Here is a 25,984-nt window from a genome sequence, read left to right on the forward strand (position 1 = left end):
ATGTCCCGGACCGTCCCCGGCAGCCTGCGGCGCCGTTGCACCGGAACGGGCCGGTGACCTCGACATTGATCGGTCGACCGGATTTCACGCAGTCAGCGCCAGCGGTGCGCACGCCCCCGTTCGGCGTACCACTCGATGAGACCGTGGTCGTCGACCGATCTCGGGTCGATGCTGACCTCGGATCGTCCCGCGAGGATCCCCGTGACGGGCACCTCGAGCTTCTTGCCCGTTCGGGTGTGCGGAATCCCTGGGGCCTCGATGACCTCGTCGGGCACGTGCCGCGGCGACAGCCGACGACGGACCTCCGCGGCGATCCGGGACCGCAGGTCGTCGTCGAGGGTCGCGTCCGGCACAAGGGTGACGAACAGTGGCATCCAGTACGCGCCGTCGGGGCCGTCGACGCCGAGGACGAAGGCCTCGGCGATCTCGTCGATCCCTTCGACGACCTCGTAGATGTCGGCCGATCCCATCCGGATCCCGTGCCGGTTGAGTGTGGCGTCGCTGCGTCCGTGGATGATCAGCGAACCGCGATCGGTCACGGTCACCCAGTCCCCGTGCCGCCAGACCGGTTCATCCGACGGGACGGCCCATTCATGGTCGAAGTAGGCGGCCCGGTACCGCGCACCATCGGGATCGTCCCAGAACGACACCGGCATCGACGGCATCGGAGCGGTGATCACCATCTCGCCCACCTCTCCGACGAGGGGAGTGCGGTCGGGAGCCCAGCTCTGCAGGGCCACCCCGAGGTAGCGCACCGGCAGTTCGCCCGCCACCACCGGGACTCCGGTCGACCCACCGGCGAAGGCGGTGACCACGTCCGTTCCGCCGCTGATCGACGAGATCGGCAGGCCCCGCTTCACGTTGTCGTCGACCCAGGTGAACAGATCGGCCGCCAGAGTCGAGCCGGTGCTGCCCAGGGTGCGCAGCGCTGACAGGTCGTGCTCACGACCGGGTACGAGACCGGCCTTGCGCGACGCCTGCAACTGTCCGGGACTCGTGCCGAAGTAGGTGACCTTCTCCGATTCCACGATCTGCCACAGCCGATCCGCGTCGGGAGACAGTGGTGACCCGCTGTAACAGACGATTCGGGCTCCGCAGAGCAGTCCGGCCACCTGGTAGTTCCACATCATCCAGCTCAGAGCCGTCTGCCAGAAGAACACATCGTCGGGCCCCAGGTCGCCGTGGAGCCCGCCGGCTTTCAGATGCTCGACGACGACTCCGCCGTGTCCGTGCACGATGCCCTTGGGCCGGCCTGTGGTCCCGGAACTGAACAGCACCCACAACGGGTGGTCGAACGGCACCTGTGCGGGCGCCGTCGCCGACCCGTCAGCGCCGACCGCGTCGGCATAGGAGACGCCGCCTGGCACGGCTCCCTGGTCCGCATCGCCGACGACGACGTGGGCGACGAGGTCGGGCAGCAGATCGGCCAGGGCGGCGCTGTCGGCCGTCTTGTCGACGTCCTTGCCGTTGTACCGGTATCCGGTGGCACTGATCAGGACCTTGGGGTGCAGCTGCGCGAGCCGGCCCGCCGCACCCCCGGGGGCGTAGTCCTGGCCGCATCCCGACCAGATCGCCCCGACGTAGGCGGTGCCGAGGAACGCGACCACGGCTTCGGGGACGTCGGGCAGGTAGGCCGCCACGACGTCGCCCTCACCGACTCCCAGATCGGTGAGGGTGCGGGCGAATCCGGTCACCAGTCCCGGCAGCTCCGACCAACCGATGTCGGTGCGGGTGCCGTCCTCATCGAGTCCGACGACAGCTGTCCCGGGCCGATCGCAGTGACGCAGAATCGCGGAGACATAGTTCAGCCGAACGCCGGGAAACCATCGGGCACCAGGCATCTCGCGGTCGGCGAGTACATCGGCGTCATCGGTGATCGCTGCACTGTCGGCGGTCGACGCGACGTCGCCGAGATCGTAGAAGTCCCAGAGCGCACGCCAGAATCCTGCGGGTTGATCCACCGACCACTGCCACAGCTGTGCGTAGTCGGCGAGATCCTCACCCGACCGGGACCGTGCCGACTCGGTGAACGCCTCGATCTGTGTTGTGGCAGCAGCACTCTGGGCGTCTGTACTCATCGTCCGCCACCCGCCCCGTCCTTGCTGCCCCCGGTGCCACCCTCGTTCCCGATGTCACCGGTGTCGAGACCGAGGATGTCGACGGCCTCGGCACGCATCTGCACCTTGCGGACCTTGCCCGTGACCGTCATGGGGAATTCCTTCACGACGTGCACATAGCGCGGGATCTTGTGGCGCGCGATCTTGCCGGTCGCGAACGCGCGCAGATCCTCATCGGTGAATTCGGTTGCATCGTCGCGTAACCGGACCCATGCCATCAGCTCCTCACCGTACTTCTGGTCGGGCACACCGATCACCTGCGCGTCGAGGATGTCTGGATGGGAGTAGAGGAACTCCTCGATCTCGCGGGGATAGATGTTCTCACCGCCGCGGATCACCATGTCCTTGATCCGGCCGGTGATCCGGACGTATCCGTTGTCGTCCATCACCGCGAGATCACCCGTGCGCATCCATCCCTCGGCATCGAGCACCTCGGCGGTCTTGTCCGGGTTGTCCCAATAGCCCTTCATCACCGAGTAACCCTTGGTGCAGAACTCGCCGGTGTCACCGCGCTGCAACGTCTCTCCGGTGCCCGGGTCGATGACCTTGATCTCGAGGTGGGGACCGACGCGGCCGACGGTGCCCACACGGAGTTCGAGCGGGTCGTCGACGCGGGTCTGCGTGGAGACCGGGGACGTCTCGGTCATGCCGTAACAGATCGACACCTCACCCATGTGCATCCGGTCGACGACCTGCCGCATGACGTGTTCCGGACAAGGTGAACCGGCCATGATCCCGGTACGCAGGGAGGACAGGTCGAAGCCGTGGTCGTCTCCGCGCTCATCGAGCAGGGCCAGCTCGGCGATGAACATCGTCGGCACACCGTAGAGGCTGGTGCACCGGTACTCCGACACGGCCGCCAGCGTCGCTGCGGGGTCGAAGGCAGGCGCCGGGATCACCATGGCCGCACCGTGACTCGTGGCCGCGAGGTTGCCCATCACCATCCCGAAACAGTGATAGAACGGCACCGGCAGGCAGATCCGGTCGGCGGCGGTGTAGTCGAGCAGTTCCCCGACGAGGTAGCCGTTGTTACCGATGTTCCGGTGCGACAGTGTGGCGCCCTTGGGGAATCCGGTCGTCCCCGAGGTGTACTGGATGTTGATGGCATCGTCGGGCGAGAGCGAGGCGGCGATCTCGGCCACCGCCGCCGCCTCCGACTCGGTGGGGTCGGCGAGCAAGGCCGTCCACTCGGGGGATTCGAAGAGGACGACCTCGCGAAGGTCGGGGCAGTCCGGGCGCGCCTGCTCCAGCATCGAGGCGTAGGCGGAGTCCTTGAATCGCTCGGCGGCGAGGACGACGCTCGTCCCCGACTGGGCGAGCGCGTACTGGATCTCGTTCTGGCGATACGCGGGATTCAGGTTGACGAGGACCGCCCCGATCTCGGCGGTGGCGTACTGTGTCAATACCCATTCGAACCGGTTGGGCGACCATAGACCGACACGGTCACCCGGCCGGACACCCAGCCGATACAGACCCGCTGCGAGTGCGCGCACGTCGTGCAGGAACTCGGTGTAGGTCCACTGCCGTCCGGCCGCCGCGTCGATGAGGGCGACGTTGTCGCCGTGGGACGCGACGGTCGCCGCCAGGGTCGCCCCGATCGTCTCGCTGAGCAGGTCGGGGGTGTTCTCACCGTGGGCGTACGCCGGTTCGGTCATGGTCTCGCTCCGGTTTCTCGGTCGGGGGGTCATCTGGGGGCGGTGGTCGCGGATTGCGGGTCGCACAAGGGCGGATGTTCGTGTTCGTGCTCAGGCCTCGGCGGCCGGATCGCCTGCCGGGACGTTCTCCAGGGCCTCGGCGCGGGCCAGGACGACCTCGGCCTGCCGTAGTACCGGCCCGTCGATCATCTGTCCGTCGATGCTGAACACTCCCCCGTTGTGTTCGGCCGAACCGTCGACGACCCGTCGTGCCCAGTCGACCTCGTCGTCGGACGGTCGGTACCCGTCGCGGATGTGGTCGACCTGCGACGGGTGGATACATGCGGTGGCGGTGTATCCCAGCGCGACCGCGTCCCGGACCTCGGCGACGAGGCCGTCGACGTCGTTGATGTCGAGGTGCACCGAATCCACGGCGAATCGGCCGTGGGCGGCGGCAGCGATGCGGACTGTCGATCGCACCCACCGTGCGACATCACGGTATTGCCCGGCGCGTTCCTCGCGCGGCCCGAAGCGGCTGGACTTGCCGCCGAGACCGGCGACGAGGTCCTCCGCGCCCCACATCAGTCCGATGCAGTTCACCGCGGCGGCGATCTCGTTGACGCGGGTGGCGCCGAGCGGCGTCTCGATGAGCGCGACGGTCTGCAGGGCGGTGTCGATGATGGAGTCGACGTCCTCTGCCTTGGCCTGCATCACGACCCGGTAGTTGGTGTCGCCGATCGCGGCCAGGTCACGCCGGTAGTCACCCGTGCCGGCCGGATTGATCCGCACGATCGTCCGATCCGGGTCGAGCGGATTCGCGACGAGGGCCTCGCGCGCGGCGGCCCGGTTCTCCGGCGAAACGGCGTCCTCGAGGTCGAGGATGACGACGTCGGATCGGTCCAGCGCCTTCTGGTAACGCTCGGGCCGGTCGGCCGGACAGAACAGCATGGCGGGACCGGGCGGCGTCCAGGCATTGGCGGGCTGGCTGTCGAAATGCATTGCTAGGTCACTGGCTCCTTACGCACCAGCGTGGCCCGCGCGGCACGCGCTACGACCTCGCCGTGCTGGTTGCGTCCTATGTGGGTCAAGTTCACCACGCCCTCGCCGGGTCGAGACCTCGATTCCCGTTTGCCGGTGCACTCGGTCTCGGCGTAGAGCGTGTCACCGGCGAAGAGCGGTGCCGGGAAGGCGACCTCGCTGAAGCCGAGGTTGGCGACGAGGGTGCCCTGGGTCAACTGTGACACCGACAGTCCGACGATCGTCGACAGGGTGAACATCGAGTTGATCAACCGCTCACCTCCGAAACCCGGTTGCTGCGCCGACCACGCCGCGTCGAGATGCAACGCCTGAGTGTTCATGGTGAGCGTCGTGAACAGCACGTTGTCGGCCTCGGTCACCGTCCGGCCGGGTCGGTGTTCGTAGATCGCGCCCTCGACGAACTCGCCGAACCACAGTCCCCGCTGCACCACCCGGATCGGATCGTGGTCCTTTCCGGAGAGGATGCCCCCGCTCACGAGAATCCGAGCTCTCGCGCGATGAGCATGAGCTGCACCTCGGTGGTGCCCTCGCCGATCTCGAGGATCTTCGAGTCGCGATAGTGGCGGGCCACCGGGTATTCGTTCATGAATCCGTAGCCACCGTGGATCTGGGTGGCCGTGCGCGCGTTGTCCATCGCCGCTTCGCTGGAGATCATCTTCGCGATGGATGCCTCCTTCTTGAACGGCTTGCCCGCGAGCATCTTCGCCGCGGCGTCGTAGTAGGCGGTGCGCGCGACGTGTGCCCGTGCCTCCATCCGCGCGATCGCGAACGACACCGACTGATACTCACCGATCGGCTTGCCGAACGACTGGCGTTCCTTCGCGTACTTCACGCTCTCGTCGACACAGCCCTGTGCGACGCCGGTCGCGAGCGCGGCGATCGCGATGCGTCCCTCGTCCAGGATGGACAGGAAGTTGGCGTATCCACGGCCACGTTCGCCGAGCAGGTTCTCGGCGGGGACACGTGCGTCGACGAAGGACAGCGGATGGGTGTCCGAGGCGTTCCAGCCGACTTTGTTGTAGGCCGGCTCCGCCGTGAATCCCGGGGTGTCGGATGGCACGACGATCGTCGAGATCTCCTTGCGCCCGTTGTCTTTCGTGCCGGTCACCGCCGTGACAGTCACCAGCGAGGTGATGTCGGTTCCCGAGTTGGTGATGAACTGCTTGGCGCCGTTGATGATCCACGAGTCGCCGTCCTGCTTGGCGGTGGTCGCGGTGGCGCCCGCGTCGGAGCCCGCGCCCGGCTCGGTGAGCCCGAACCCGGCCAGCGCACGTCCGGTGGTGAGGTCGGGCAGCCAACGCTGCTTCTGTTCCTCGGAGCCGAAGCGGTAGATCGGCATCGCGCCGAGACCGACACCTGCCTCCAGCGTGATGGCGACCGACTGGTCGACCTTGCCGAGTTCCTCGAGGGCGAGAGCGAGCGCGAAGTAGTCGCCGCCCATTCCGCCGTATTCCTCCGGAAACGGCAGGCCGAAGAGACCCATCTTGCCCATCTGGGACACGACCTCGTACGGGAAGCTGTGCTCCTCATCGTGTTTCGCGGACACCGGCGCGACCACCGACTGGGCGAAGTCGCGGACACTGCCGATGAGATCGGTGTACTCCTGACCGAGTTCCATCAGTCCTCCTTCTGGACGTTCTGTACGTGGGCGAGCGCCTGACCCGCGGCGACCTTGTCGCCGACACCGGCGGAGATCGCGACCACGCCGTCGATCGGCGCGGTCAGGGTGTGCTCCATCTTCATCGCCTCGACCACGATGATCGCGCTGCCGGCGGTCACCGTGTCCCCCGCCTCCGCGGTGACCGCGACGACGGTTCCCGGCATGGGACTGAGGATCTCGCCCGCGTGCTCGTCGGCCTGTTCGTCGAGTTCGGTGCGTGCCAGATCGAGGAGCCAGGTGCCTCGCGGTCCGGAGACCCACCAGGTGTCGCCGGCGCACGTGGTCGACCACGACTGGCTGACCCCGTCGACGATGAGGCGTACGGACACCTCGCCGGCACGGTCGATGCGTCGGTGTTCGACGGCTGCCTGCCACGGTTCGCGATCGGCGTCGTCGACGCCGACGGTCGCGGTCCCGACGACGGTGTCCTCCGAGGCGGACTCGACCAGGACCGACACCGTGAGATGGTGCCCGCCCCAGGTCAATCGCGTCACCACCGGCGACGGCGATCCGATCCGCCAGCCCACGGACGATTCCCAGACGTCGCCGCTGTCGCGCGACCCTATGCGGGCGAGACCGACCAGCGCGGCGGCCTCCGGGATCGGGAAGGGCACCGCGTAGTCGAGCACGAGCCGGTCGAGCAGTTCGGTGTCGAGGTCGGCGGCGAGCACCGTGGGTTGCGCGAGGACGAACCGGCAGAAGTCGACGTTGGTGACGACCCCGAGGACACGGGTGTGGGCCAATGCCTGGTCGAGGCGTTCGATCGCCTCTTCCCGGTCCGATCCGTGGGCGATCACCTTGGCGAGCATCGGATCGTAGTCGCTGCCGACGACGAGCCCTTCGGCCATCGCGGAATCCACGCGCACACCCGTACCCGGCCCCGTGTCCGGGTGTTGGAGGTGGGCGATGCGGCCACCGGTGGGCAGGAACCCGTTGGCCGGGTCCTCGGCGTAGACGCGGGCCTCGATCGCGTGGCCGGTCAGGACGATGTCGTCCTGGGTGAGGGCGAGGTGCTCGCCGCGCGCCACGCGGATCTGCTGCTCCACCAGGTCGACGCCGGTGACGAGTTCGGTCACCGGATGTTCCACCTGCAGACGGGTGTTCATCTCCATGAAGAAGAACTCGTCGTGACGATGCGCGGAGACGATGAACTCGACGGTTCCGGCGCCGGTGTAGCCGACGCTGCGTGCCGCGTCGCAGGCGGCCGCACCGATCCGCGCCCGGGTCTGGTCGTCGAGCAGGGCCGACGGCGCCTCCTCGATCACTTTCTGATGCCGGCGCTGCAGAGAACACTCCCGCTCACCCAGGTGGATCACCGAGCCGTGTTCGTCGGCGAGGACCTGGACCTCGATGTGGCGTGGGGTGTCGACGAAATGCTCGAGGAAGAGAGTGTCGTCGCCGAACGCCGATCCTGCCTCGCGGCGGGCGCGCTGCAGAGCGGCGGGCAGGTCGTCGGCGTGTTCCACCCGGTGCATGCCCTTGCCACCGCCGCCGGCACTGGGCTTGATCAGGACCGGGAACCCGATGTCGGGGGCGGCGGCGATGAGATCGTCGTCGGAGAGACCTGGACGGGAGAGCCCCGGAACGACCGGGACGTCCCGTTCGGTGACGGCGGCACGTGCGGTGATCTTGTCACCCATCGTCGCGATGGCCTCGGCCGGCGGACCGATGAAGATGATGCCGGCGTCGGCGAGTGCCGCGGCGAACTTCTGGTTCTCGGAGAGGAATCCGTAGCCGGGGTGGACCGCATCGGCTCCGGTCTGCTGCGCGGCGCGAACGACGGCGGCGATGTCCAGATAGCTGTGCGTCGCGGCGGCGGGGCCGATCCGTACGGCGACGTCTGCGAGCCGTACATGGCGGGCGTCGGCATCGGCGTCGGAGTACACGGCGATGCTGCGAATCCCCATGCGCCGCAGGGTGTCGATGACGCGGCAGGCGATCTCGCCGCGGTTGGCGATCAGGACGCTGCGGATGGGGCAGGTGTTGGTCGTGTTCATTCAGATCACATCCGGAAGACGCCGTAGCGCGGGTCGGTGAGCGGGGCGTGGCGGCAGGTCTCGAGCGCGAGGCCGAGGATGGTGCGGGTCTGTGCCGGGTCGATGATGCCGTCGTCCCAGAGTCGTGCGGTCGAGTAGTAGGCGTCGGACTGGCGCTCGAACTGCTCGCGGATCGGCTCCTTGAAGGCTTCCTCGTCGTCGGTTTCCCACTGTTTGCCGGATCGTTCGATCTGGTTGCGCCGCACCGTGGCCAGGGTGTCGGCGGCCTGCGGTCCACCCATCACCGAGATACGCGCGTTGGGCCACATCCACAGGAAGCGGGGTGAGTAGGCGCGGCCACACATCGAGTAGTTCCCGGCCCCGAACGACCCGCCGACCATCACGGTCAGCTTCGGGACGCGCGCGCAGGCGACGGCATTGACCATCTTGGCACCGTTCTTCGCGATGCCACCCTCCTCGTACGCGCGGCCCACCATGAACCCGGTGATGTTCTGCAGGAACACCAGCGGTATCCGACGCTGATCGCACAGTTCGATGAAATGCGCTCCCTTGAGCGCGGATTCACTGAACAGGACTCCGTTGTTGCCGATGAATCCGACCGGATGTCCGTGCACGTGGGCGAAGGCGGTGACCAGGGTGGTGCCGTAGTTGGCCTTGAACTCCGTGTATTCCCCTGCATCGCTGATGATCTCGATGACCTGCCGGACATCGTAGGGGGTGCGGGAGTCGGTGGGCACCACGTCGTACAGGTCGGTCTGCGGCCGCAGCGGAGCCCGTGAACCGACGGTCTCCCACTGGGGTTCGTCACGGGGTCCGAGGGTCCCGACGATCTCACGCACCTTGGCGAGGGCCTGTTCGTCGTTGTCGACGAGGTGATCGGTCACCCCGGACACCGATGAGTGCATCGCGCCGCCGCCCAGTTCCTCGGCGGTGACATCCTCACCGGTCGCCGCCTTCACCAGCGGCGGACCGGCGAGGAAGATCGTCCCCTGATTGCGCACGATGACCGTCTCGTCGCTCATCGCCGGCACGTACGCACCACCCGCGGTCGACGACCCGAGGACCGCCGCGATCTGAGGTATGCCCGCGGCACTCATCGTCGCCTGGTTGTAGAAGATCCGCCCGAAGTGGTCGCGGTCGGGGAACACCTCGTCCTGCTGCAGCAGCATCGCACCACCGGAGTCGACGAGGTAGATGCAGGGCAGCCGGTTGGCCGCAGCGATCTCCTGCGCCCGCAGGTGCTTCTTCACCGTCATCGGATAGTAGGTGCCGCCGGAGACGGTCGCGTCGTTCGCGATGATCATGCACTCGCGTCCCGCGACCCGACCGACGCCGGCGACGACACCCGCCGACGGGACGCGGTCGTCATACATGCCGATCGCGGCGAGCGGCGACACCTCGAGGAACGGCGAACCCACATCGAGAAGCCGGTCGACGCGGTCCCGGGGCAGCAGCTTGCCCCGGGAGATGTGGCGCTCACGGGCTGTGTCCCCGCCCCCGCGCCCGGCCGTGGCCAGGTGTGCACGGAGCCGGTCGACATTGGCGAGATGGGTTGTCCGGAAGCCGTGTGGCCGATCCGCCGCGGTATCCGGTTCGGTACTGAACGTGCTGGTCACCATCGACCTTTCAGTTAGTATCCATTAACTGAATGCAGCGTACGACACGGTCACCGGTGTTGTCACGCCCACGAGCGGCCGCGATCTGATTGTTCCAGCCGACGTGACGTGGGTCACGAGGATTCGTTACTGTGGGTGCAGGCCCACCACCCCCGGGCCGAGATAACCGATGCCCGCGAGACCACCACCCACGGTCGCCGCGGACCGACATATGAAGAAGGCCAGGTGACCCCATGACCCTCGCAGACGACCGTGCCAGACGCACCGGTGCTCCCACAGCCACCGGAACCGCGCCGTTCACCGGCGCCTCGTTCTCGCTCGACGACCGCTACACCCGCGAGTCCGGCACCATCTATCTGACCGGTATCCAGGCTCTCGTCCGGATGGTCCGCGATCGGGCCCGCATCGATCGCCGTCAGAATCTGCGCACCGCCTCCTTCATCTCCGGGTACGAGGGCTCTCCCCTCGCCGGCTACGACCTGGAGATCGCCCGCCGCCGCGCCTACCTCGACCCGTTCGACATCGTTCACCGCCCCGGCCTCAACGAGGAGATCGCCGCGACGTCGGTGATGGGGTCGCAGGTGGCGGCGCAGGTCACCACTCTCGCCCCCGACGGCGACGGCATGTCCCGCGACGGCGTCGTCGGGTACTGGTACGGGAAGGCGCCCGGTCTCGATCGTGCGACCGATGCTCTGCGGCACGCCAACCTCATCGGCACCCACCCGAACGGTGGTGCCGTCGCGTTGGTCGGCGACGACCCCGGCGCGAAGAGCTCGACGGTGCCGTGTGCGTCGGAGATGGCACTCGCCGACCTGTACATGCCGATCCTGTATCCCGCTGACTCCCAGGACATCCTGGACCTGGGGGTCCATGCTGCGGTGATGAGCCGGATCAGCGGTCTGTGGACGTCGATGAAGGTGGCCGCACACGTCGCCGACGGCGCGTCGACCGCCACCGTCGACCCGACGCGGATCATGCCCGTGTACGGCGATCTCGGCCGCAGCCCGCACGTGCCGAGTGGGCGGCTGCTCGGCTCGAATCTGATGGAGCTCGAACAGAACCAGCTGACCATCCGACTGCCCCGCGCCCTCGAGTACGCCCGTCTGAACGGCCTGAACAGAATCGTCGTCTCGAGTCCGGACGACCGCATCGGCATCGTCGCCTCCGGCAAGACCTACCTCGACCTCCGGGAATCCCTGCGGCTCATCGGCATCGACGACGCCGATCTCCACCGGCTCGGCATCCGCATCCTCAAGCTCGGGATGGTCTATCCGCTCGAGCGTGACATCCTCGACCGCTTCATGTTCGACACCGCCACCGGCGATCTCCACGAGGTGATCGTCGTCGAGGAGAAGCGCGATTTCATCGAGACGATGATGCGCGACATCCTGTTCCGGCATCCGCGGGCCCCGCGGATCGTCGGCAAGACCAACGAGGACGGCTCCACGTTGTTCTCCCGGTTCGGCGAGCTCGACGTCGACGCGGTGTCGCGCGGGCTGGCGAACCGCCTCGCCCGTCATCACCATGTCGATGCCGCGCAAAACTGGCTGGATCGCAAGTCGCGGCGCCGCACCCGGATCGAGCTCCCCTTGGCCGTGCGGACACCCTATTTCTGTTCGGGATGTCCACACAACAGCTCCACCAAGGTCTCCGATGACACGCTGGTCGGCGCCGGGATCGGCTGCCACGCCATGGTCTTGCTGATGGATCCACGCCAGGTCGGCGATGTCGCCGGAGTGACCCAGATGGGCGGCGAGGGTGCGCAGTGGATCGGCATGGCACCGTTTGTCACCGCAGATCACTTCGTCCAGAACGTCGGCGACGGTACGTTCATGCACTCGGCGTCGCTGGCGTTGCGAGCGGCCGTCGCCTCCGGTGAGAACATCACCTACAAGTTGCTCTTCAACGGCACCGTGGCGATGACCGGCGGGCAGGACCCGGTGGGAGCGATGGATCTGCCGAGGCTGACGTCGCTGCTGCTCGACGAGGGTGTGGAGCGGATCGTGGTGACCTCCGACGACCCCGCACGCACCAGGTCGCTGAGATTGCCGACTGGGATCCAGGTGCGTCACCGGGACGAAATGCTGGATGTCCAAGGCGAACTGGCGCACGTTCGCGGAGTGACGGTGCTCGTCCACGACCAGCACTGCGCCGCCGAGAAGCGCCGTAAGCGCAAGCGCGGCACCATGGAGGCCCCGACGACTCGGGTGGTCATCAACGAGCGGATCTGCGAGGGATGCGGTGACTGCGGTGAGAAGTCCAACTGTCTGTCTGTGCATCCCGTCCCGACCGAGTTCGGCCGGAAGACACAGATCGACCAGAGTTCGTGCAATCTCGACTTCTCCTGCCTGAAGGGCGACTGTCCGTCCTTCGTCACGGTCACTCCTGGCACGCGCCGTCGCCACGTCCGAGCCGACGACATCGCCGACTCGGTCCTGCCCGTTCCGTCCGTACCCGCCGTGGACCGCTCGTTCTCGTTGCGTGTCACCGGCATCGGCGGCACCGGCGTGGTGACGGTGTCCCAGGTCCTGGCCACCGCGGCGGTTCTCGACGGCCGTGCCGCGCGCACGGTCGACATGACCGGGCTCGCCCAGAAGGGCGGGGCCGTCGTCAGCGACGTCAAGGTGACGACGGGTGCGCTCGAGCAGGCAGGCAAGGTCGCCTCGGACGACTGCGACCTCTACCTGGTGTGCGACCCGCTCGTCGGGACCGACCCGGTCAACCTGAAGGTCGCCGCGCCGGAGAAGACGGTCGCCGTGGTGTCCACCACGGAGATCCCCACCGGCGCCATGGTCATCGACACCTCGGTCGGTTTCCCGGCGCAGGCACAGGTGCATTCCGCCATCGACGCGAAGGTGTCCCGCGCCGTGTATCTCGATCCAGGGGCGTTGTCGACGGACCTGTTCGGCGACGAGCAGTACGCCAACATGCTGATGGTCGGTGCGGCGTATCAGTCCGGGGCGCTGGCGATCTCAGCGTCGAGCATCGAACATGCCATCGAACTGAACGGGGTGGCCGTCGAGGCGAATGTCCAGGCATTCCGGCGAGGGCGACAGGTCGTCGTCGATCCCGAGGCCGTGACGAGCACGCTCCGGGATCTGCACGGTGCGTCGTCCGCCGAGATCGTGCCGAGTGATCGTGCGGTGGCGGCGGTGTCGTCGCTCGACGTCGACGATGATCTGGCACGTACCATCACCATCCGATACGACGAACTGATCGCCTACGCCGACGAGCTTTATGCGAGTGAGTATCTCGACGTCGTCTCGCGGGTCCATCACAGTGCTCACGGCGACGCACTGACCGACGCGGTGGCTCGCAACCTCCACAAACTGATGGCCTACAAGGACGAATACGAGGTGGCTCGACTGACTCAGGACCCGGGGTTCGCCGCGACGATCGCCGAGCAGTTCGGCGACGACGCCACGGTGGCGGTACGACTGCATCCCCCGGCACTGCGCAGCATGGGAATGCGGGAGAAGATGTCACTCGGCGCCTGGGCAGACCGTCCGCTGTCGGCGCTCGCGAAGATGAAGCGTCTGCGTGGCACGAAGCTGGACCCGTTCGGCCGCAGCGAGATCCGTCGAACAGAGCGCGCACTCATCGTCGAGTACCGCGAGTTGGTCGGCACGATCCTGACGGCACTGTCGAGCGGACGCATCGGCGTCGAGCAGATCCCGGCGGCGGTCGCGCTCGCCGACATGCCGGACATGGTGCGCGGCTACGAGCACGTCAAGATGGCCAGCGTCGAGCGGTACCGCGAGGAGGTCGCGAGGCAGCGGGCAGCGCTCGGGCTCTGACCCGGGTGGTCTCGATACGCACTCACTCCGTTCGCGCTACTCGACCATCGGTGTGGTCACGTCCCGCCGCTGAGCGAATAGCGGTGTGCGGTCACGCCCCGGCGCTTGTCGACCGGTTTCCGCATCAGGGTCACCTGAGAGCGGAGGAGAGTGGATAATCCACTTTCCTCCGCGCTGACGTGACCCTCATGCGGGGTCTCGGTCGTCTCGACGAAAGTCGTGATTGATCACGCCCCGCCGCTGAGCGAGCAGCGGTGTGGGTTCACGTCCCGGCGTTTGCCCCCGCTGGTCGAGTAGCTCGCGAGGACGAGCGAGCGTATCGAGACCACTGCCGCGTAAGCGGATCTATCGCGCCGCCAACAGCGCCGACCACGCCATCGCCGACAGCACCGATCGCAGTTCGGTCTCCGAGAACGGCGGCAGTCGTGGGGACGAGTTCAGCAGACCGAAGGCGGCGTGTACGCGGACGCGTGCCTCCTCGCGCGAGAGGCCGGTGTCGTCGGCGACGGCGACGGCGAGCAGCACGTCGACCCACTGTTCGACGTAACGCCGCTGCAGCGAACGCACCTGGTGATTCGCTGCCGGCGTCATCGAGGAGAGGTCCCGATCCTGGACCGCGATGAGATCCGGTTTGGTGACCAGCACGTCGATGTGAAAACGGATGAGATCACGGAGCGTCGGCGCGGGGCCGGCTCCTCGGTCGACGACCTCAGCCCCTCCGTCGTGCAGCCGCTGGCTGATGTCGACGAGCATCTGGTCGAGCAGGTCGGTCTTCGACGCGAAGTGCCGGTACATCGCCGGGCCGCTCACGCCGACAGCCCGGCCGATGTCCTCGAGGGTGACTCCGGCGAAGCCGCGCTCGGCCATCAGGCGGGCGGCGGCCACCAGCAGCTCGGCCCGGCGCGCCGCCTTGGCCTGCCCGCGACGCGTGCGGGCGGCCGGTTCGGGCGCAGGCGAAGTGGTCATCGTGATGTGGGACTCTACCGCCGTCGGGGCCGGGCTCGGCGTCGCCCGGTGATCACCAGCCGTTGATGTGCACGATGTCGTCGAGCGGCTTGCGGCCGGCAGGCTTGAAGTCGGTCCCCTTCGTGTAGGCCACGGGGAGGAGAACGCCCTGATGAACCGACGACGGGATACCGAGGATCTCGGCGACTTCCTGTTCGTACGTCAGGTGCAGCGTCGTCCATGCCGACCCCAGTCCACGTGCCCGCAGTGCGAGTTGGAGACTCCACGCACCGGGGAGCAACGAACCCCACACGCCGGCCTGGTTACCGGCAGGCAGCTCGCCACCGGTGTGGATCGCGCCGATCACCAGCACCGGAACCTGCGCCATCGTGTCGGCGAGGTACTGGGCACTCGACGCGACACGGCGTGCGGTGTCGTCGGCGCGCTCCTGACCGGCCGAGTACGAGGCGAACGACTTGGCGTAGAGGTCGGCGACCTTCTGCTTGATCTCCGGATCGGTCAGGACGATCCAGTGCCAGGTCTGGCTGTTGCTGCCCGTCGGAGCCTGCAGCGCCACCTCGAGCGCTTCCTCGACGATCTCCAACGGCACCGGACGTTCCAGGTCGAGGCGCTTGCGCACGGAGCGGGTTGTCGTGAGGAGCCGGTCGGGGTCGAGGGGCAAGAGGTCAGTCATGAACTCCATCCTGCCCACCCGCCGAGACGCCGCCAAACACCCACGTGAGGCGGCACGATCACCGGTACCGCGCCTTGCGTGCCAACCAGTTGCCGAAGTACTGGCCCACCTGCACCAGGATCACCAGCAGCGCGATCACGACCACGGTGAGCTTCCAATCGAACTGTTGATATCCGTACTGGAACGCGAAGTCGCCGAGACCGCCACCGCCGACGTAGCCGGCCATCGCCGACATGTCGACGATCGCCACGAAGATGAACGTGTAGCCGAGGACCAGTGGCGCGAATCCCTCCGGCACGACCACGGTCAGCAGCGTGCGCAGGCGGCTCGCACCCGACGCCCGCGCGGCCTCCACCACACCCGGATCGACCGCGACCAGACTCTGCTCGACGACCCGTCCGATGACGAACATCGCCATCAGGGTCATCGGGAAGATCGCGGCCTCGGTACCGATCCGGGTACCCATCACCGCCTTGGTCAGCGGAGCGATGGCCGTGATGAAGATGATGAACGGGATCGGTCGGATGATGTTGACGGCGATGTTGAGTCCGTTGAAAATCCACGCGTTAGACCACAGATTCCCGGGGCTGGTCGCATACAGCACCACGCCGATCACCAAGCCCGCCACACCGCCGATCACCAGGGTGAACCCGACGAGTGCCAGCGTCTCCCAGATCGCCTCGACGAGAACCGGCCGCAGCGGCTCTGAGAACACCCGCAGGAAACCGTCATCCGCCGCGAGGATCGTCGTCGCGCCCATCAGGGTACCTCCCCTTCGGTCGTGGCCTCAGTGCCGGCGTCCGGGTCGTGGATCACGACGCCGGGTCGGGCCGCCACGGCGGCCAGGACGGACTCCACGGCGTCGTCGTGACCCGTGAGCAGGAACGTCAGCGCACCGAACGGACGTCCGGCGAGTTCGGCTATGCCCCCGTGGATCACGGTGGCCGACACGTCGTGATGTGCAGCAGCGGTGGTGATCTCGATCTGCGGCGTGGGATCGTCGCGCACCGGGACGGTGATGAGCCTGCCCGGGTGTCGACGGCTCAGTTCGCCGAGCACATCGCGATCCGGGACGCCCGCCACCGCGTACTGGACCAGCCCACGGGTCACGTCCGATGTCGGTTCGGAGAACACCTGATACACGTCGCCGCGATCTACGAGCGCACCCTGATCCAGGACGGCCACGGAGTGGCAGATCTCGCGGACCACATCCATCTCATGCGTGATGACGACGATGGTAGTGCCCAGTTCCTCGTTGATGCGGCGAAGCAGACGTAGTGTCTCGGCCGTCGTCTGTGGATCGAGCGCACTCGTGGCCTCGTCGGCGATGAGGATCGACGGCGACGTCGCGAGGGCGCGCGCGATGCCGACACGCTGCTTCTGCCCACCGGACAGCGACGCGGGCCGGGCATCGGCCTTGTCTGCGATCCCGACGAAGTCGAGCAGTTCGGCCACGCGCTCGATACGCTGCGCCTTCGGCACCCCGGACACGCGGAGGCCGAAGCCGACGTTCCCCGCGACCGTTCTCGACGCGAACAGATTGAACTGTTGGAAGATCATGCCGATGTCGGTGCGCAGCCGATTGAGCTCCCTCTCCGAGGCTCCCGTGTGGTCGCGACCGTGGACGAGCACCCGCCCCGAGGTCGGGGCCTCGAGACCGTTGATCAGGCGGGCGAGCGTGGACTTGCCGGCACCCGACGGGCCGATGATCCCGATGATCTCCCCGGATGCGACGGTCAGTCCGACACCGGCGAGTGCCGGGCGTCCGCTCTTCCCGAAATCCTTCCCGACGTTGTCGAACTCGACTGCCGTCGGCGCGACGGTGTGGTCAGCCACCGTTCTTCGAGACCTGCGCCTGGAGGTCCTTCGTGGTCTGCTGCAGGTCGGTCGCCGAGTTGGTCTTGAGCACACCGTCGTTGCCGAGCGACTCCTTGACGGCCTTGACCACGTCCGAATCATGATACAGCGCAGCAAGTTTCAGATAGGTGGGGTTGTTCTTGTCGGCGTCCCGGGCGACGAACGCGTTGATGTACGGTTTGGCGGCCGCAGAATCCGGGTCGTCGGAGGCGATGATCTGATCCTGGGTCAGCTTCGCCGCTGTCGCGTAGTTGTTGTTCACGATGGCCGCGTCCACCGAGTCCAGATTCGCCGCTGTCTGGGCCGCGTCGACCGCAACGACCTTGACTTTGGAGGCCCCGGTATCGATGTCGGCGACCGTGGAGAACGCGCTGCCCGGTGTCTTGAGGGTGATCAGCTTCGCCTGCTCCAGCACCAGTAGAGCACGAGCCAGATTGGTGGGGTCGTTCGGCACCACGACCGTTCCACCGGCCGGGATCCCGGCGAGGGACTGGTGTTTCGTCGAGTACAGCGGAAGCGGATAGACCGCGGTGGCGCCGATCGGCACAAGGTTCTGGTTGTTCTTCGCGTTGTAAGTGGCCAGATACAGCAGGTGCTGGAACTCGTTCAGGTCGAGTTCGCCCTCCGCCAGCGCAGGATTGGGCTGGTTGTAATCGGTGAAGTTGACCAGCTCGACGTCGATCCCCTCATCGGAGGCCTTCTGGGTGAACACATTCCAGTAAGTCTCGCTCGCGTCGGCGACGCCGATCTTCACCGTCGAAGAATCGTCACTTCCCCCGCAGGCCGACAGCACACCACCCAGCAAGACCACCAGCAGCATCAGCGCCCACGCGCGTGTCCGTCGAGTCATGTCGACCTCCCACATCCGATCCGAGTCGGTGAACACGCTATTGCGTCGGAGAGCCGGATTCGGACCACCACGTGGGTGTCGTTCGTCAGGGAACCTCACGACCAGCATGTATTCCGGCGGATGCGGTTTACCTCAGTGTGAGCAGAACCCCTGCCACCGACTCACCGCATCAGGCCGTGCCGCTCGAGGTGATCGACCAGACCATCGGTCAACTCGAGCTCGCCCATCTGGGCGACGTCGAACCAGCCGGCGTCGGCGGCGTCGTCCCCGGCGTGCAGCGTCCCGGACCGCACCCGGGCGACGAAGTCATGGACCTCGAACACCACATCGTCGTCTCCCGGGATGTCGACCACCCACGCCCGCGCGACGAGGTCGACATGAAGGCCGGTCTCCTCCCAGGTCTCCCGCACGACCGCCGCCTCCAGCGTCTCACCCGGCTCGACCTTGCCACCGGGAACCGTCCACCGTCCCATCTGCGGTGCGTGACCTCGTCTCACCAGCAGAAGCCGGTCGGCGTCGTCCCAGATGATGGCGCCGACGCCGAGGACCCTTCGTGACGCTTCGCTATCGCTCCGCTCCTCAGCCTGGATCCGTGGAGGGGCCCCGTCCACGGATCCGGGCTCAGGGACCGGAACAACACGCACACCACCATCACCCCGCTCCCCAGAGACCGGAACAGCAAGCGCTTCGGTCCGACGGCGGTTCGGCGTCCGTGTTCGCTGTGCTGGAACAGGTTCCGGTGTGCGAGCGAGCTCCTTCGCGACCGTTGCGCGCAGACTCGCGACACCGTCGGCGCCGGTGACGTCGACCAGCCGATCCACGGTGCCGTCGGCGAGCAATGCCGTTGCGGTGATGCCCTGTTCGTCGGCCAGCTGCGGTGCGTGCCCGGTGTCGCGGTGGACGATGATACTGGCCCCTCGGGCGGTAGCGGCGACAACCAACCGTCGGTCGCAGCCACCCGCCGATCAGCCGGGAAGAGCGCGAGCGCCGCGCCGCCGGCGCCCTGACCGAGCAGCACCGAGACGGTCGGTACCGGAAGGCCGATCAGATCTGCGGTGCAGCGGGCGATCTCGGTGGCGAGCCCACCCTCCTCGGCGGCGACCGACAGCTCGGCACCGGGGGTGTCGATGACGGTCAGGACGGGGAGAGCAAGGTCCGCGGCAAGGGCCATGCCCCGCCTCGCGACCCGGAGATCCATCGGTGCGATCAGTTCGCCGGCAGCCTGCCGTCGGCGGTCCTGCCCGATGACCACTGCGGTCCTGCCACTGAAGTCGCTGAGCGCCAACCAGATCGGACCGTCCTCCCGGATGCGTATGGTTTCCTCTTCGTCGAGGAACTCGACCAGTCCGGGCCGGTTGTCGGCGCGGGTCGCGACAACGGCGTCCCACGCCGAACCGGAACCGGCCCGAGTCGGGGCCGACCCATCGCCTGAATGGTCGGTGGCCCCCACCGGTAGCCGAGGGCCGCCACCACGCGTCACCAATCGCAACGTCCGGGCCACCGTCGGCGCGAGGTCCTCCGGCGCCAGCACCCGGTCGACCAGTCCACGGCGACAAAGGTTCTCCGCAGTCTGGACGCCGTCCGGGAACGGTTCGCCGTACAACCCCTCATACACCCGCGGACCGAGGAACCCGACCAACGCGGACGGCTGCGCCCACGTGATGTGTCCGAGCGATCCCCAGGACGCGAACACACCACCTGTCGTCGGATGACGGAGATACACGAGATAGAGCAGGCCGGCGGCCTTGTGAGCGACCACCGCCCCGGCGATGGCGACCATCTGCAGGAACGCGGCGGTCCCCTCCTGCATCCGCGTGCCGCCGGATGCCGGCAGCGCCAGCACGGGCAATCCCCCGGCGGTCGCCTGCTCGATGGCCACGACCACCCGCCGTCCGGCGTCATGGCCGATCGACCCGCCGAGGAAACCGAACTCGCTGACCACGAGGACGGTGTCGACACCCCCGATCCGCCCGCGCCCGGTGAGTACCGATTCGTCGGTGCCTGTGCGTTCGCGGGCGCGGATCATCGATGCACGGTAGTCGTCGTCGGCGGGATCGGTGTCGACAGGCGTGTCCCACGACTCCCAGGTGCCGCGGTCCACGAGAATATCGAGGAGGCTCGCCGCGGTCGCGTCGTGCTCGGTCACGATCCCACCCTAATGGCGGGTCCGCGACATGAACGTCTCGACCGGTGATCTTCGGGGTTGCCCTGGGTCATACTGCAGGACATCAGCACCCCCGACAGGAGACAACCATGGGCGAGTACACCATCACGCGGACCGAGACGATCGCGGCCTTGCCGGAGCGGATCTATCCGCTCATCGTCGATCTGCACGAATGGCGGCGGTGGTCACCGTGGGAGGGCCTCGACGCCGGCCTCGACCGCGACTATTCCGGAGTCGAGAGCGGCGTCGGAGCCAGGTATGCGTGGTCGGGAAACCGCAAGGCGGGCAAGGGCACCATGGAGATCACCGAGGTCACCGAACCTACCCGCGTCGCTGTCGCCGTCGCGTTCGAGAAGCCGATGAAGTCCACGAGTACCAGTGTGTTCACGTTGGCGCCACGCGGCGCCGAGACCGAGGTGACCTGGACGATGACGGGGCCGCACTCGCTGTTCTCGCGGATCGCGGCACCGCTCGGGATCTTCGACAAGATGCTCGGGAAGGATTTCGAAAAGGGACTCACCGCACTGAAGTCCGAAGCCGAGATCTGACAGGGAAACGACGCCGCTACCGCGAGTACACCACTCGTGTACCCAGTACCACGTCCTGGACCGAACGGCGGCGCAGGTCGACTGCGGCCCAGGCGAGCCCGACGGGAAAGAACGTGTAGAACACGGCGCGCAGCAGAGCGACCGTGGGGCGCATCCGATCGCGGCGCCGCCCGCGGACCCGCAGGCCCATCACCACGCAGCCGAGGGTGCGACCGGAGATGGCCCAGCACAGTGTGTTGTAGGTGATCGACGCGGCGATCAATCCGGTCGCCGTGAACAGCGGGCCGGCTTTCGGGAACTCGAACTGCGCGGCGTTGACCACCAGCATCGCGATCGCGAGTCCGATGTAGGCGCCGCCGAGCAGCGCGGCCACGGTCAGCAGGTCGATGAAGGCGGCGATGCCGCGGCTGACGATGCCGGCCACCTTGTCGGTGTCGTGGACCACGTGGTGCGGATGGGCGTGCCGGCGGTCCTCGGACGCCACGCGCCCGTCACCGGGTCCGGTCAGCTCACTCATGCGTCCGGTCGCCGTTCAGCGAGGGGTCGACGGGGGCCCCGTTCACGCGTCGACGCAACACACGGCTGACGAGGTTGGCCACCGCGTCGTCGGCGCGCTCACCACTGCTGCGGACGTCGGTCATGACATCGGCGGTGACCGACGTGCTCGCCTCGCGAATGATGTCGGTGAGGTCCACGCCGTCGATGATGTCGTTGGCCAGGCCGATCAGATCGACTCGATCGAGGATGGCCGCGATGTCGATCCGCGCGGCGATGGCGTCGAGGTCGATCGTGCGTGCCACCGCGTCGAGATCAACATGCGCGACGGCGGCGTCGAGGTCGACACGGTCACGGATGACGGCGTCGAGGTCCACACGGTCGAGGATGGCCATGATGTCGATGCCGGTCGCCACCTCGTCCAGGTCGACGTTCTCCCGTACCAGGGTGGTGAGGTCCAGGTCGGCGATGATCGTCGAGACGACCACGGCGACGAGGGCTCGCGCACGGTCGACGACGACCGGCGCCCGATCGAGGACCCGCTCCCCCTCGGACGCAAGCCGATCCACGCCCCGCCTCCCCCACGGGCCGATCACCGGCAACCGCAGGGCGAGGCGCACCCCCGACGACGCCACATGGGCGGACACGACCGCCGCACGCACCCCCAGCGCGATCGCCCCGGTCGCGACGACGACCTCGCGCGGCACCTCTTCGTGTTGGCCCACGTGTGAATCGTAGTCGTGCGCAGGTCAAGACCCGGTCACAACGACGCAGCCGTTGCCCCCGAGCGACGGGGACAACGGCTGCGGAATCGGCGCTGCGACGACTGTCAGAGGCTCTTGTAGAGCTCTCGTGCCAGGTTGGCGGTCTCGCTCGGCGTCTTGCCGACCTTGACGCCCGCGGCCTCGAGGGCCTCCTTCTTCGCCTGGGCGGTGCCCGAGCTGCCGGACACGATCGCCCCGGCGTGACCCATGGTCTTGCCCTCCGGCGCGGTGAAGCCCGCGACGTAACCGACGACAGGCTTGGACACGTTGGCCTTGATGTAGTCGGCGGCACGCTCCTCGGCGTCGCCGCCGATCTCACCGATCATCACGATGACCTTGGTGTCGGGGTCCTTCTCGAAGGCCTCGATGGCGTCGATGTGGGTGGTGCCGATGACCGGGTCGCCGCCGATGCCGATGGCGGTCGAGAAGCCGATGTCGCGCAGTTCGTACATCATCTGGTAGGTCAGCGTGCCCGACTTCGACACGAGACCGATCGGCCCGGTACCGGCGATGTTCGCCGGGGTGATGCCGACGAGCGACTCCCCCGGGGTGATGATGCCGGGGCAGTTCGGCCCGATGATCCGGGTCTTGTTTCCCTTGGACACGTTGTAGGCCCAGGCATAAGCGCTGTCCTGCACCGGGATTCCCTCGGTGATGACCACGAGCAGCGGGATCTCCGCGTCGATGGCCTCGATGATGGCGTCCTTGGCGAACTTCGGCGGGACGAACGCGATCGAGGTGTCGGCGCCGGTCTTCTCGATGGCCTCGGAAACCGACCCGAAGACCGGCAGCTCCACGCCGCCGTCGTGGCTGACCGTGGTGCCGGCCTTACGTGCGTTGACGCCGCCGACGATGTTGGTGCCGGCCTTCAGCATCAGGGCGGTGTGCTTGGTTCCCTCGCCACCGGTGATGCCTTGGACGATGACCTTGTTGTCTTTGTTCAGAAAGATGGACATTGCTCTGTTGCTCCTACTTGCTCGCCAGTTCGGCGGCCTTGTCGGCGCCGCTGTCCATGGTCTCGGCCAGCGTCACCAACGGGTGATTCGCGTCGGCCAGGATCTTGCGGCCCTCGTCGACCTTGTTGCCGTCGAGACGGACGACGAGGGGCTTGTTGGCCTCCGCACCGAGCTTGTCGAGTGCGCCGACGATGCCGTTGGCGACCGCGTCGCATGCGGTGATGCCACCGAAGACGTTCACGAACACGCTCTTGACCTGCTCGTCGCCGAGGATGACGTCGAGACCCGCAGCCATCACCTCAGCCGAGGCGCCGCCGCCGATGTCGAGGAAGTTGGCCGGCTTCACGCCGCCGTGATCCTCGCCCGCGTAGGCGACGACGTCGAGGGTCGACATGACCAGACCCGCACCGTTGCCGATGATGCCTACCTGGCCGTCGAGCTTGACGTAGTTGAGGTCGTTCTCCTTGGCCTTGAGCTCGAGGGGATCGGTGGCGTCCTTGTCCTCGAAGGCCTCGTGGCCGGGCTGACGGAAGTCGGCGTTGGCGTCGAGGGTGACCTTGCCGTCGAGCGCCAGGATCTGATCGTCCGGCGTGCGGACCAGCGGGTTGACCTCGACCAGGAGAGCGTCCTCCTTGATGAAGACCTCCCACAACTTCTGGATCGTGACGGCTGCGGTGTCGAGCACCTCGGCAGGAAGCTTGCCCGCCTCGGCGATGCTACGAGCGAAAGCGAGGTCGACGCCCTTCACGGCGTCGACGGGGATCCTGGCGAGTGCGTCGGGGTTCTCTTCGGCAGTGACCTCGATCTCGACGCCACCCTCCACCGAGCACATCGCGAGGTAGGTGCGGTTGGTGCGGTCGAGCAGGAAGGAGATGTAGTACTCCTCGGCGATGTCGCTCGCCTCTGCGACCAGCAGCTTCTTGACGACGTGGCCCTTGATGTCGAGGCCGAGGATGGCCTCCGCGTTGGCCACCGCGGCGTCGACGTCAGCGGAGTACTTCACTCCGCCTGCCTTGCCACGGCCGCCGACCTTGACCTGGGCCTTGACCATGACCGGCTTGCCGATTTCCTCGGCAATTTCACGTGCCCCGGCAACCGTGTCGGTAACACGGCCGGCCGAGGTGGGCACCTCGTGCTTGGCGAAAAGTTCCTTCGCCTGGTATTCGAAGAGATCCATTCAGCTCACCATCTCGTAGGTTTGTCCGCAGGAGGGGTGTAACACCGTTGGGGGTGTAATGCGGGCCATATCGGACTTTAAACCTGCACCATTCCTCGCTGGTGAGCGCATCCGATGCTTGTGCGACAGATCACTCGCTCGGTGAGGGGCTCCGCCCGTGCCGAAACCTCGACTGGCGAACGTGTCCGTACCCGTGCTTCGATGACTGTCGGCCGTCGCGGGGATGGCATGGCTGATTTGTGATCGCGAATCCGATGTTCACGCAGGTGGCGCCCACTGCGACCCATCTGTGATGCGGCTCACAGATCTCCTGGTTTTGGGTTCCCAGCGTTGGACTTGCCGCAATCATTTCGTTACCGTCGGCTGTCAGGTCACAAAAGGATCACAGGGGCCAACACCGTGATCCGCGCCAGCAAAGAGATGAGGTGGACGATTTGTCGGGACGTGGTTATCCGGGCCGTTCGGCCACGGTGCAGTCCACCACCCGCTTCGCCGATGACGTCTCTGACGCTGAAGTGACCACGATCATCCCGATAGACGAATTCACCGAGGCGACCACCTGGGATTCGGATCACTGGGACCGCTACTACCGGCCCACCCGCTCGGAGATCACTCAGGACATCCTGATCCCCGAGAGCGAGTTCGACGCCTACGAGCACGAGGAACCGTTCGACGTCGACGGTGCACGCCCCGACCACTTCGTGCTGGCGAGTACCGACGACACTCCCGAACTCGCCACCGACGACAAGCCGTTCCGCACCAAGGCCGCCACCCAGGGAACCCCCCGACGTGGTGGGCGCCATCGCATCAGTGCCCCTCCCGCCGCCCTCAAAGGTGGCCGCGCCGCGCTCATCGCCATGGCCGCGGGCGCTGCCGTCGCCGCTGTCGCACAGGTCGGCACCCCGGACACCACCAGCACGCCCACCAACGCCGCCAACGTGGACGCCGCAGGCGCCGCGCCCGATCTGGGCCCCGGACTCGCGACCGCGACACCGGCGAAGGACATGAGCACGTTCACCGACCAGCTGGCCGTCGGAAAGCAGATGGCCGCAGCCGAGGCGCAACGCGAGAACCTGCTCCGCAGCCCACTCTTCACATCGCCCCTGCCCATCGGCCAGTACCAGTTCACGTCGACCTTCGCGATGCGCTGGGGCAGCTTCCACGGCGGCATCGACTTCGCCGCTCCGCTCGGCACGCCGATCCACGCCGTCACCGACGGCGTCGTGATCGAGGCCGGCCCCGCCTCCGGATACGGCAACTGGGTTCAGGTTCGTGCCGCCGACGGCACCGTCACCATGTACGGCCACATGTCGTCGTCCGGTGTGCTCGTCCAGAAGGGGCAGCACGTCACCGCAGGCGACGTCATCGCCCTCGTCGGCAGCGAAGGCTTCTCGACCGGGCCCCACTGCCACTTCGAGGTGTGGAAGGGCGGCAACATGAAGGTCGATCCCGCCCCCTGGCTCGCCGAGCACGGCGTTCGTCTGTCGCCGTACGTCGGGGGCTAGTTCCTAGGCTCCTCGGGCCGGTCTTTTCCGGCCTCTGTCGGCCGACGCCGACTTCCCTTCGGGTCGCTTTCCGGCGTACGCCGACGTTCCTGTCCGGTCGCCCTACGGCGTACGCCGAGCTGTTCGCCTTGGGAGCGCGGGTCGCGGCCCGAGGCGAAAGGCTAGGAGAT

Annotated in this window: 20 protein-coding genes and 1 pseudogene; 3 read left to right on the forward strand and 18 right to left on the reverse strand. The window is 67.1% G+C overall.

Annotated features, from left to right (window positions below; all coding sequences use genetic code 11):
* Positions 1-92 precede the first annotated feature (92 nt).
* From QSJ19_RS09705 to QSJ19_RS09735, 7 genes and pseudogenes are all read right to left on the reverse strand, one after another.
* A complete protein-coding gene (locus tag QSJ19_RS09705; protein WP_286319986.1) occupies positions 93-2,078 on the reverse strand; it encodes an acetoacetate--CoA ligase in 1,986 nt (661 codons plus the stop codon).
* 71 nt (positions 2,079-2,149) lie between these two features.
* Positions 2,150-3,772: pseudogene (locus QSJ19_RS09710) on the reverse strand (AMP-binding protein); the annotation flags it as partial.
* Between the two features lie 90 nt (positions 3,773-3,862).
* Positions 3,863-4,750: an HpcH/HpaI aldolase/citrate lyase family protein gene (locus QSJ19_RS09715; RefSeq protein WP_286319988.1), complete on the reverse strand. Its 888-nt coding sequence runs from the start codon at positions 4,748-4,750 to the stop codon at positions 3,863-3,865.
* Positions 4,751-4,752: 2 nt separating this feature from the next.
* Complete coding sequence (locus QSJ19_RS09720; RefSeq protein ID WP_286319989.1) at positions 4,753-5,265, reverse strand: MaoC family dehydratase; 513 nt, start codon at positions 5,263-5,265, stop codon at positions 4,753-4,755.
* Positions 5,262-6,407, reverse strand: coding sequence for an acyl-CoA dehydrogenase family protein (locus QSJ19_RS09725; protein WP_187585057.1), 1,146 nt, complete (start codon positions 6,405-6,407; stop codon positions 5,262-5,264). Before QSJ19_RS09725 ends, QSJ19_RS09720 begins: the two co-directional genes overlap by 4 nt.
* Positions 6,407-8,446, reverse strand: a complete 2,040-nt coding sequence (locus tag QSJ19_RS09730; protein ID WP_286319990.1) for an acetyl/propionyl/methylcrotonyl-CoA carboxylase subunit alpha — start codon at positions 8,444-8,446, stop codon at positions 6,407-6,409. The genes QSJ19_RS09725 and QSJ19_RS09730 overlap by 1 nt, the downstream gene beginning before the upstream one ends.
* Before the next feature lie 5 nt (positions 8,447-8,451).
* The gene (locus tag QSJ19_RS09735; RefSeq protein ID WP_286319991.1) at positions 8,452-10,065 is read right to left on the reverse strand and encodes a carboxyl transferase domain-containing protein; all 1,614 of its coding nucleotides are present in this window, start codon (positions 10,063-10,065) and stop codon (positions 8,452-8,454) included.
* Between the two features lie 230 nt (positions 10,066-10,295).
* Between QSJ19_RS09735 and QSJ19_RS09740 the strand changes: the two genes are divergently transcribed.
* Positions 10,296-13,859, forward strand: coding sequence for an indolepyruvate ferredoxin oxidoreductase family protein (locus QSJ19_RS09740; protein ID WP_286319993.1), 3,564 nt, complete (start codon positions 10,296-10,298; stop codon positions 13,857-13,859).
* Between the two features lie 345 nt (positions 13,860-14,204).
* Here the strand turns inward: QSJ19_RS09740 and QSJ19_RS09745 are convergent, their stop codons facing one another.
* The 7 genes from QSJ19_RS09745 to QSJ19_RS09775 form a co-directional block, all read right to left on the reverse strand.
* Positions 14,205-14,825: a TetR/AcrR family transcriptional regulator gene (locus QSJ19_RS09745; protein ID WP_286319995.1), complete on the reverse strand. Its 621-nt coding sequence runs from the start codon at positions 14,823-14,825 to the stop codon at positions 14,205-14,207.
* A gap of 52 nt (positions 14,826-14,877) precedes the next feature.
* Positions 14,878-15,498 (reverse strand): nitroreductase family protein, encoded by a 621-nt coding sequence (locus QSJ19_RS09750; protein ID WP_286319996.1) that lies wholly within the window; start codon positions 15,496-15,498, stop codon positions 14,878-14,880.
* A 58-nt stretch (positions 15,499-15,556) separates the two neighbouring features.
* On the reverse strand, positions 15,557-16,258 hold the full coding sequence (locus QSJ19_RS09755; protein WP_286319998.1) for a methionine ABC transporter permease: 702 nt from the start codon (positions 16,256-16,258) through the stop codon (positions 15,557-15,559).
* On the reverse strand, positions 16,258-17,334 hold the full coding sequence (locus QSJ19_RS09760; RefSeq protein ID WP_286319999.1) for a methionine ABC transporter ATP-binding protein: 1,077 nt from the start codon (positions 17,332-17,334) through the stop codon (positions 16,258-16,260). The genes QSJ19_RS09755 and QSJ19_RS09760 overlap by 1 nt, the downstream gene beginning before the upstream one ends.
* The gene (locus QSJ19_RS09765) at positions 17,327-18,205 is read right to left on the reverse strand and encodes a MetQ/NlpA family ABC transporter substrate-binding protein (protein ID WP_286320000.1); all 879 of its coding nucleotides are present in this window, start codon (positions 18,203-18,205) and stop codon (positions 17,327-17,329) included. Before QSJ19_RS09765 ends, QSJ19_RS09760 begins: the two co-directional genes overlap by 8 nt.
* A 161-nt stretch (positions 18,206-18,366) precedes the next feature.
* Complete coding sequence (locus QSJ19_RS09770) at positions 18,367-18,816, reverse strand: NUDIX hydrolase (protein WP_353507134.1); 450 nt, start codon at positions 18,814-18,816, stop codon at positions 18,367-18,369.
* The gene (locus tag QSJ19_RS09775) at positions 18,699-20,351 is read right to left on the reverse strand and encodes a carboxyl transferase domain-containing protein (RefSeq protein WP_353507135.1); all 1,653 of its coding nucleotides are present in this window, start codon (positions 20,349-20,351) and stop codon (positions 18,699-18,701) included. Before QSJ19_RS09775 ends, QSJ19_RS09770 begins: the two co-directional genes overlap by 118 nt.
* Before the next feature lie 107 nt (positions 20,352-20,458).
* On the opposite strand from QSJ19_RS09775, the gene QSJ19_RS09780 reads away from it, so the two are divergent.
* Positions 20,459-20,917 carry an SRPBCC family protein gene (locus tag QSJ19_RS09780; RefSeq protein WP_286320002.1) on the forward strand — a complete coding sequence of 153 codons (459 nt, stop codon included), beginning with the start codon at positions 20,459-20,461 and terminating at the stop codon, positions 20,915-20,917.
* 16 nt (positions 20,918-20,933) lie between these two features.
* Here QSJ19_RS09780 and QSJ19_RS09785 read toward each other — a convergent pair whose 3' ends face one another.
* The 4 genes from QSJ19_RS09785 to sucC form a co-directional block, all read right to left on the reverse strand.
* On the reverse strand, positions 20,934-21,434 hold the full coding sequence (locus QSJ19_RS09785; RefSeq protein ID WP_286320004.1) for an RDD family protein: 501 nt from the start codon (positions 21,432-21,434) through the stop codon (positions 20,934-20,936).
* Positions 21,427-22,137: a hypothetical protein gene (locus QSJ19_RS09790; RefSeq protein WP_286320006.1), complete on the reverse strand. Its 711-nt coding sequence runs from the start codon at positions 22,135-22,137 to the stop codon at positions 21,427-21,429. The genes QSJ19_RS09785 and QSJ19_RS09790 overlap by 8 nt, the downstream gene beginning before the upstream one ends.
* A gap of 104 nt (positions 22,138-22,241) precedes the next feature.
* Entirely contained in the window at positions 22,242-23,132 is an 891-nt protein-coding gene (gene sucD / locus QSJ19_RS09795; protein WP_124708010.1) for a succinate--CoA ligase subunit alpha, read from the reverse strand.
* Between the two features lie 13 nt (positions 23,133-23,145).
* Positions 23,146-24,309 (reverse strand): ADP-forming succinate--CoA ligase subunit beta, encoded by a 1,164-nt coding sequence (gene sucC, locus QSJ19_RS09800; protein WP_286320007.1) that lies wholly within the window; start codon positions 24,307-24,309, stop codon positions 23,146-23,148.
* 425 nt (positions 24,310-24,734) lie between these two features.
* Between sucC and QSJ19_RS09805 the strand changes: the two genes are divergently transcribed.
* Positions 24,735-25,814: a M23 family metallopeptidase gene (locus tag QSJ19_RS09805; protein ID WP_286320008.1), complete on the forward strand. Its 1,080-nt coding sequence runs from the start codon at positions 24,735-24,737 to the stop codon at positions 25,812-25,814.
* Positions 25,815-25,984: the final 170 nt, after the last annotated feature.

The organism is Gordonia sp. ABSL11-1, assembly GCF_030315685.1.
GTDB lineage: Bacteria > Actinomycetota > Actinomycetes > Mycobacteriales > Mycobacteriaceae > Gordonia.

What these genes read in the sequence shown, in the direction of transcription:
- QSJ19_RS09755 (WP_286319998.1), bottom strand. Translation starts at nt 16,258, where the DNA reads ATGGGCGCGACGACGATCCTCGCGGCGGATGACGGTTTCCTGCGGGTG.
- QSJ19_RS09730 (WP_286319990.1), bottom strand. Translation starts at nt 8,446, where the DNA reads ATGAACACGACCAACACCTGCCCCATCCGCAGCGTCCTGATCGCCAAC.
- QSJ19_RS09750 (WP_286319996.1), bottom strand. Translation starts at nt 15,498, where the DNA reads ATGACTGACCTCTTGCCCCTCGACCCCGACCGGCTCCTCACGACAACC.
- sucC (WP_286320007.1), bottom strand. Translation starts at nt 24,309, where the DNA reads ATGGATCTCTTCGAATACCAGGCGAAGGAACTTTTCGCCAAGCACGAG.
- QSJ19_RS09725 (WP_187585057.1), bottom strand. Translation starts at nt 6,407, where the DNA reads ATGGAACTCGGTCAGGAGTACACCGATCTCATCGGCAGTGTCCGCGAC.
- QSJ19_RS09785 (WP_286320004.1), bottom strand. Translation starts at nt 21,434, where the DNA reads ATGAGTGAGCTGACCGGACCCGGTGACGGGCGCGTGGCGTCCGAGGAC.
- QSJ19_RS09705 (WP_286319986.1), bottom strand. Translation starts at nt 2,078, where the DNA reads ATGAGTACAGACGCCCAGAGTGCTGCTGCCACAACACAGATCGAGGCG.
- QSJ19_RS09745 (WP_286319995.1), bottom strand. Translation starts at nt 14,825, where the DNA reads ATGACCACTTCGCCTGCGCCCGAACCGGCCGCCCGCACGCGTCGCGGG.
- QSJ19_RS09740 (WP_286319993.1), top strand. Translation starts at nt 10,296, where the DNA reads ATGACCCTCGCAGACGACCGTGCCAGACGCACCGGTGCTCCCACAGCC.
- sucD (WP_124708010.1), bottom strand. Translation starts at nt 23,132, where the DNA reads ATGTCCATCTTTCTGAACAAAGACAACAAGGTCATCGTCCAAGGCATC.
- QSJ19_RS09765 (WP_286320000.1), bottom strand. Translation starts at nt 18,205, where the DNA reads ATGACTCGACGGACACGCGCGTGGGCGCTGATGCTGCTGGTGGTCTTG.
- QSJ19_RS09715 (WP_286319988.1), bottom strand. Translation starts at nt 4,750, where the DNA reads ATGCATTTCGACAGCCAGCCCGCCAATGCCTGGACGCCGCCCGGTCCC.
- QSJ19_RS09780 (WP_286320002.1), top strand. Translation starts at nt 20,459, where the DNA reads ATGGGCGAGTACACCATCACGCGGACCGAGACGATCGCGGCCTTGCCG.
- QSJ19_RS09735 (WP_286319991.1), bottom strand. Translation starts at nt 10,065, where the DNA reads ATGGTGACCAGCACGTTCAGTACCGAACCGGATACCGCGGCGGATCGG.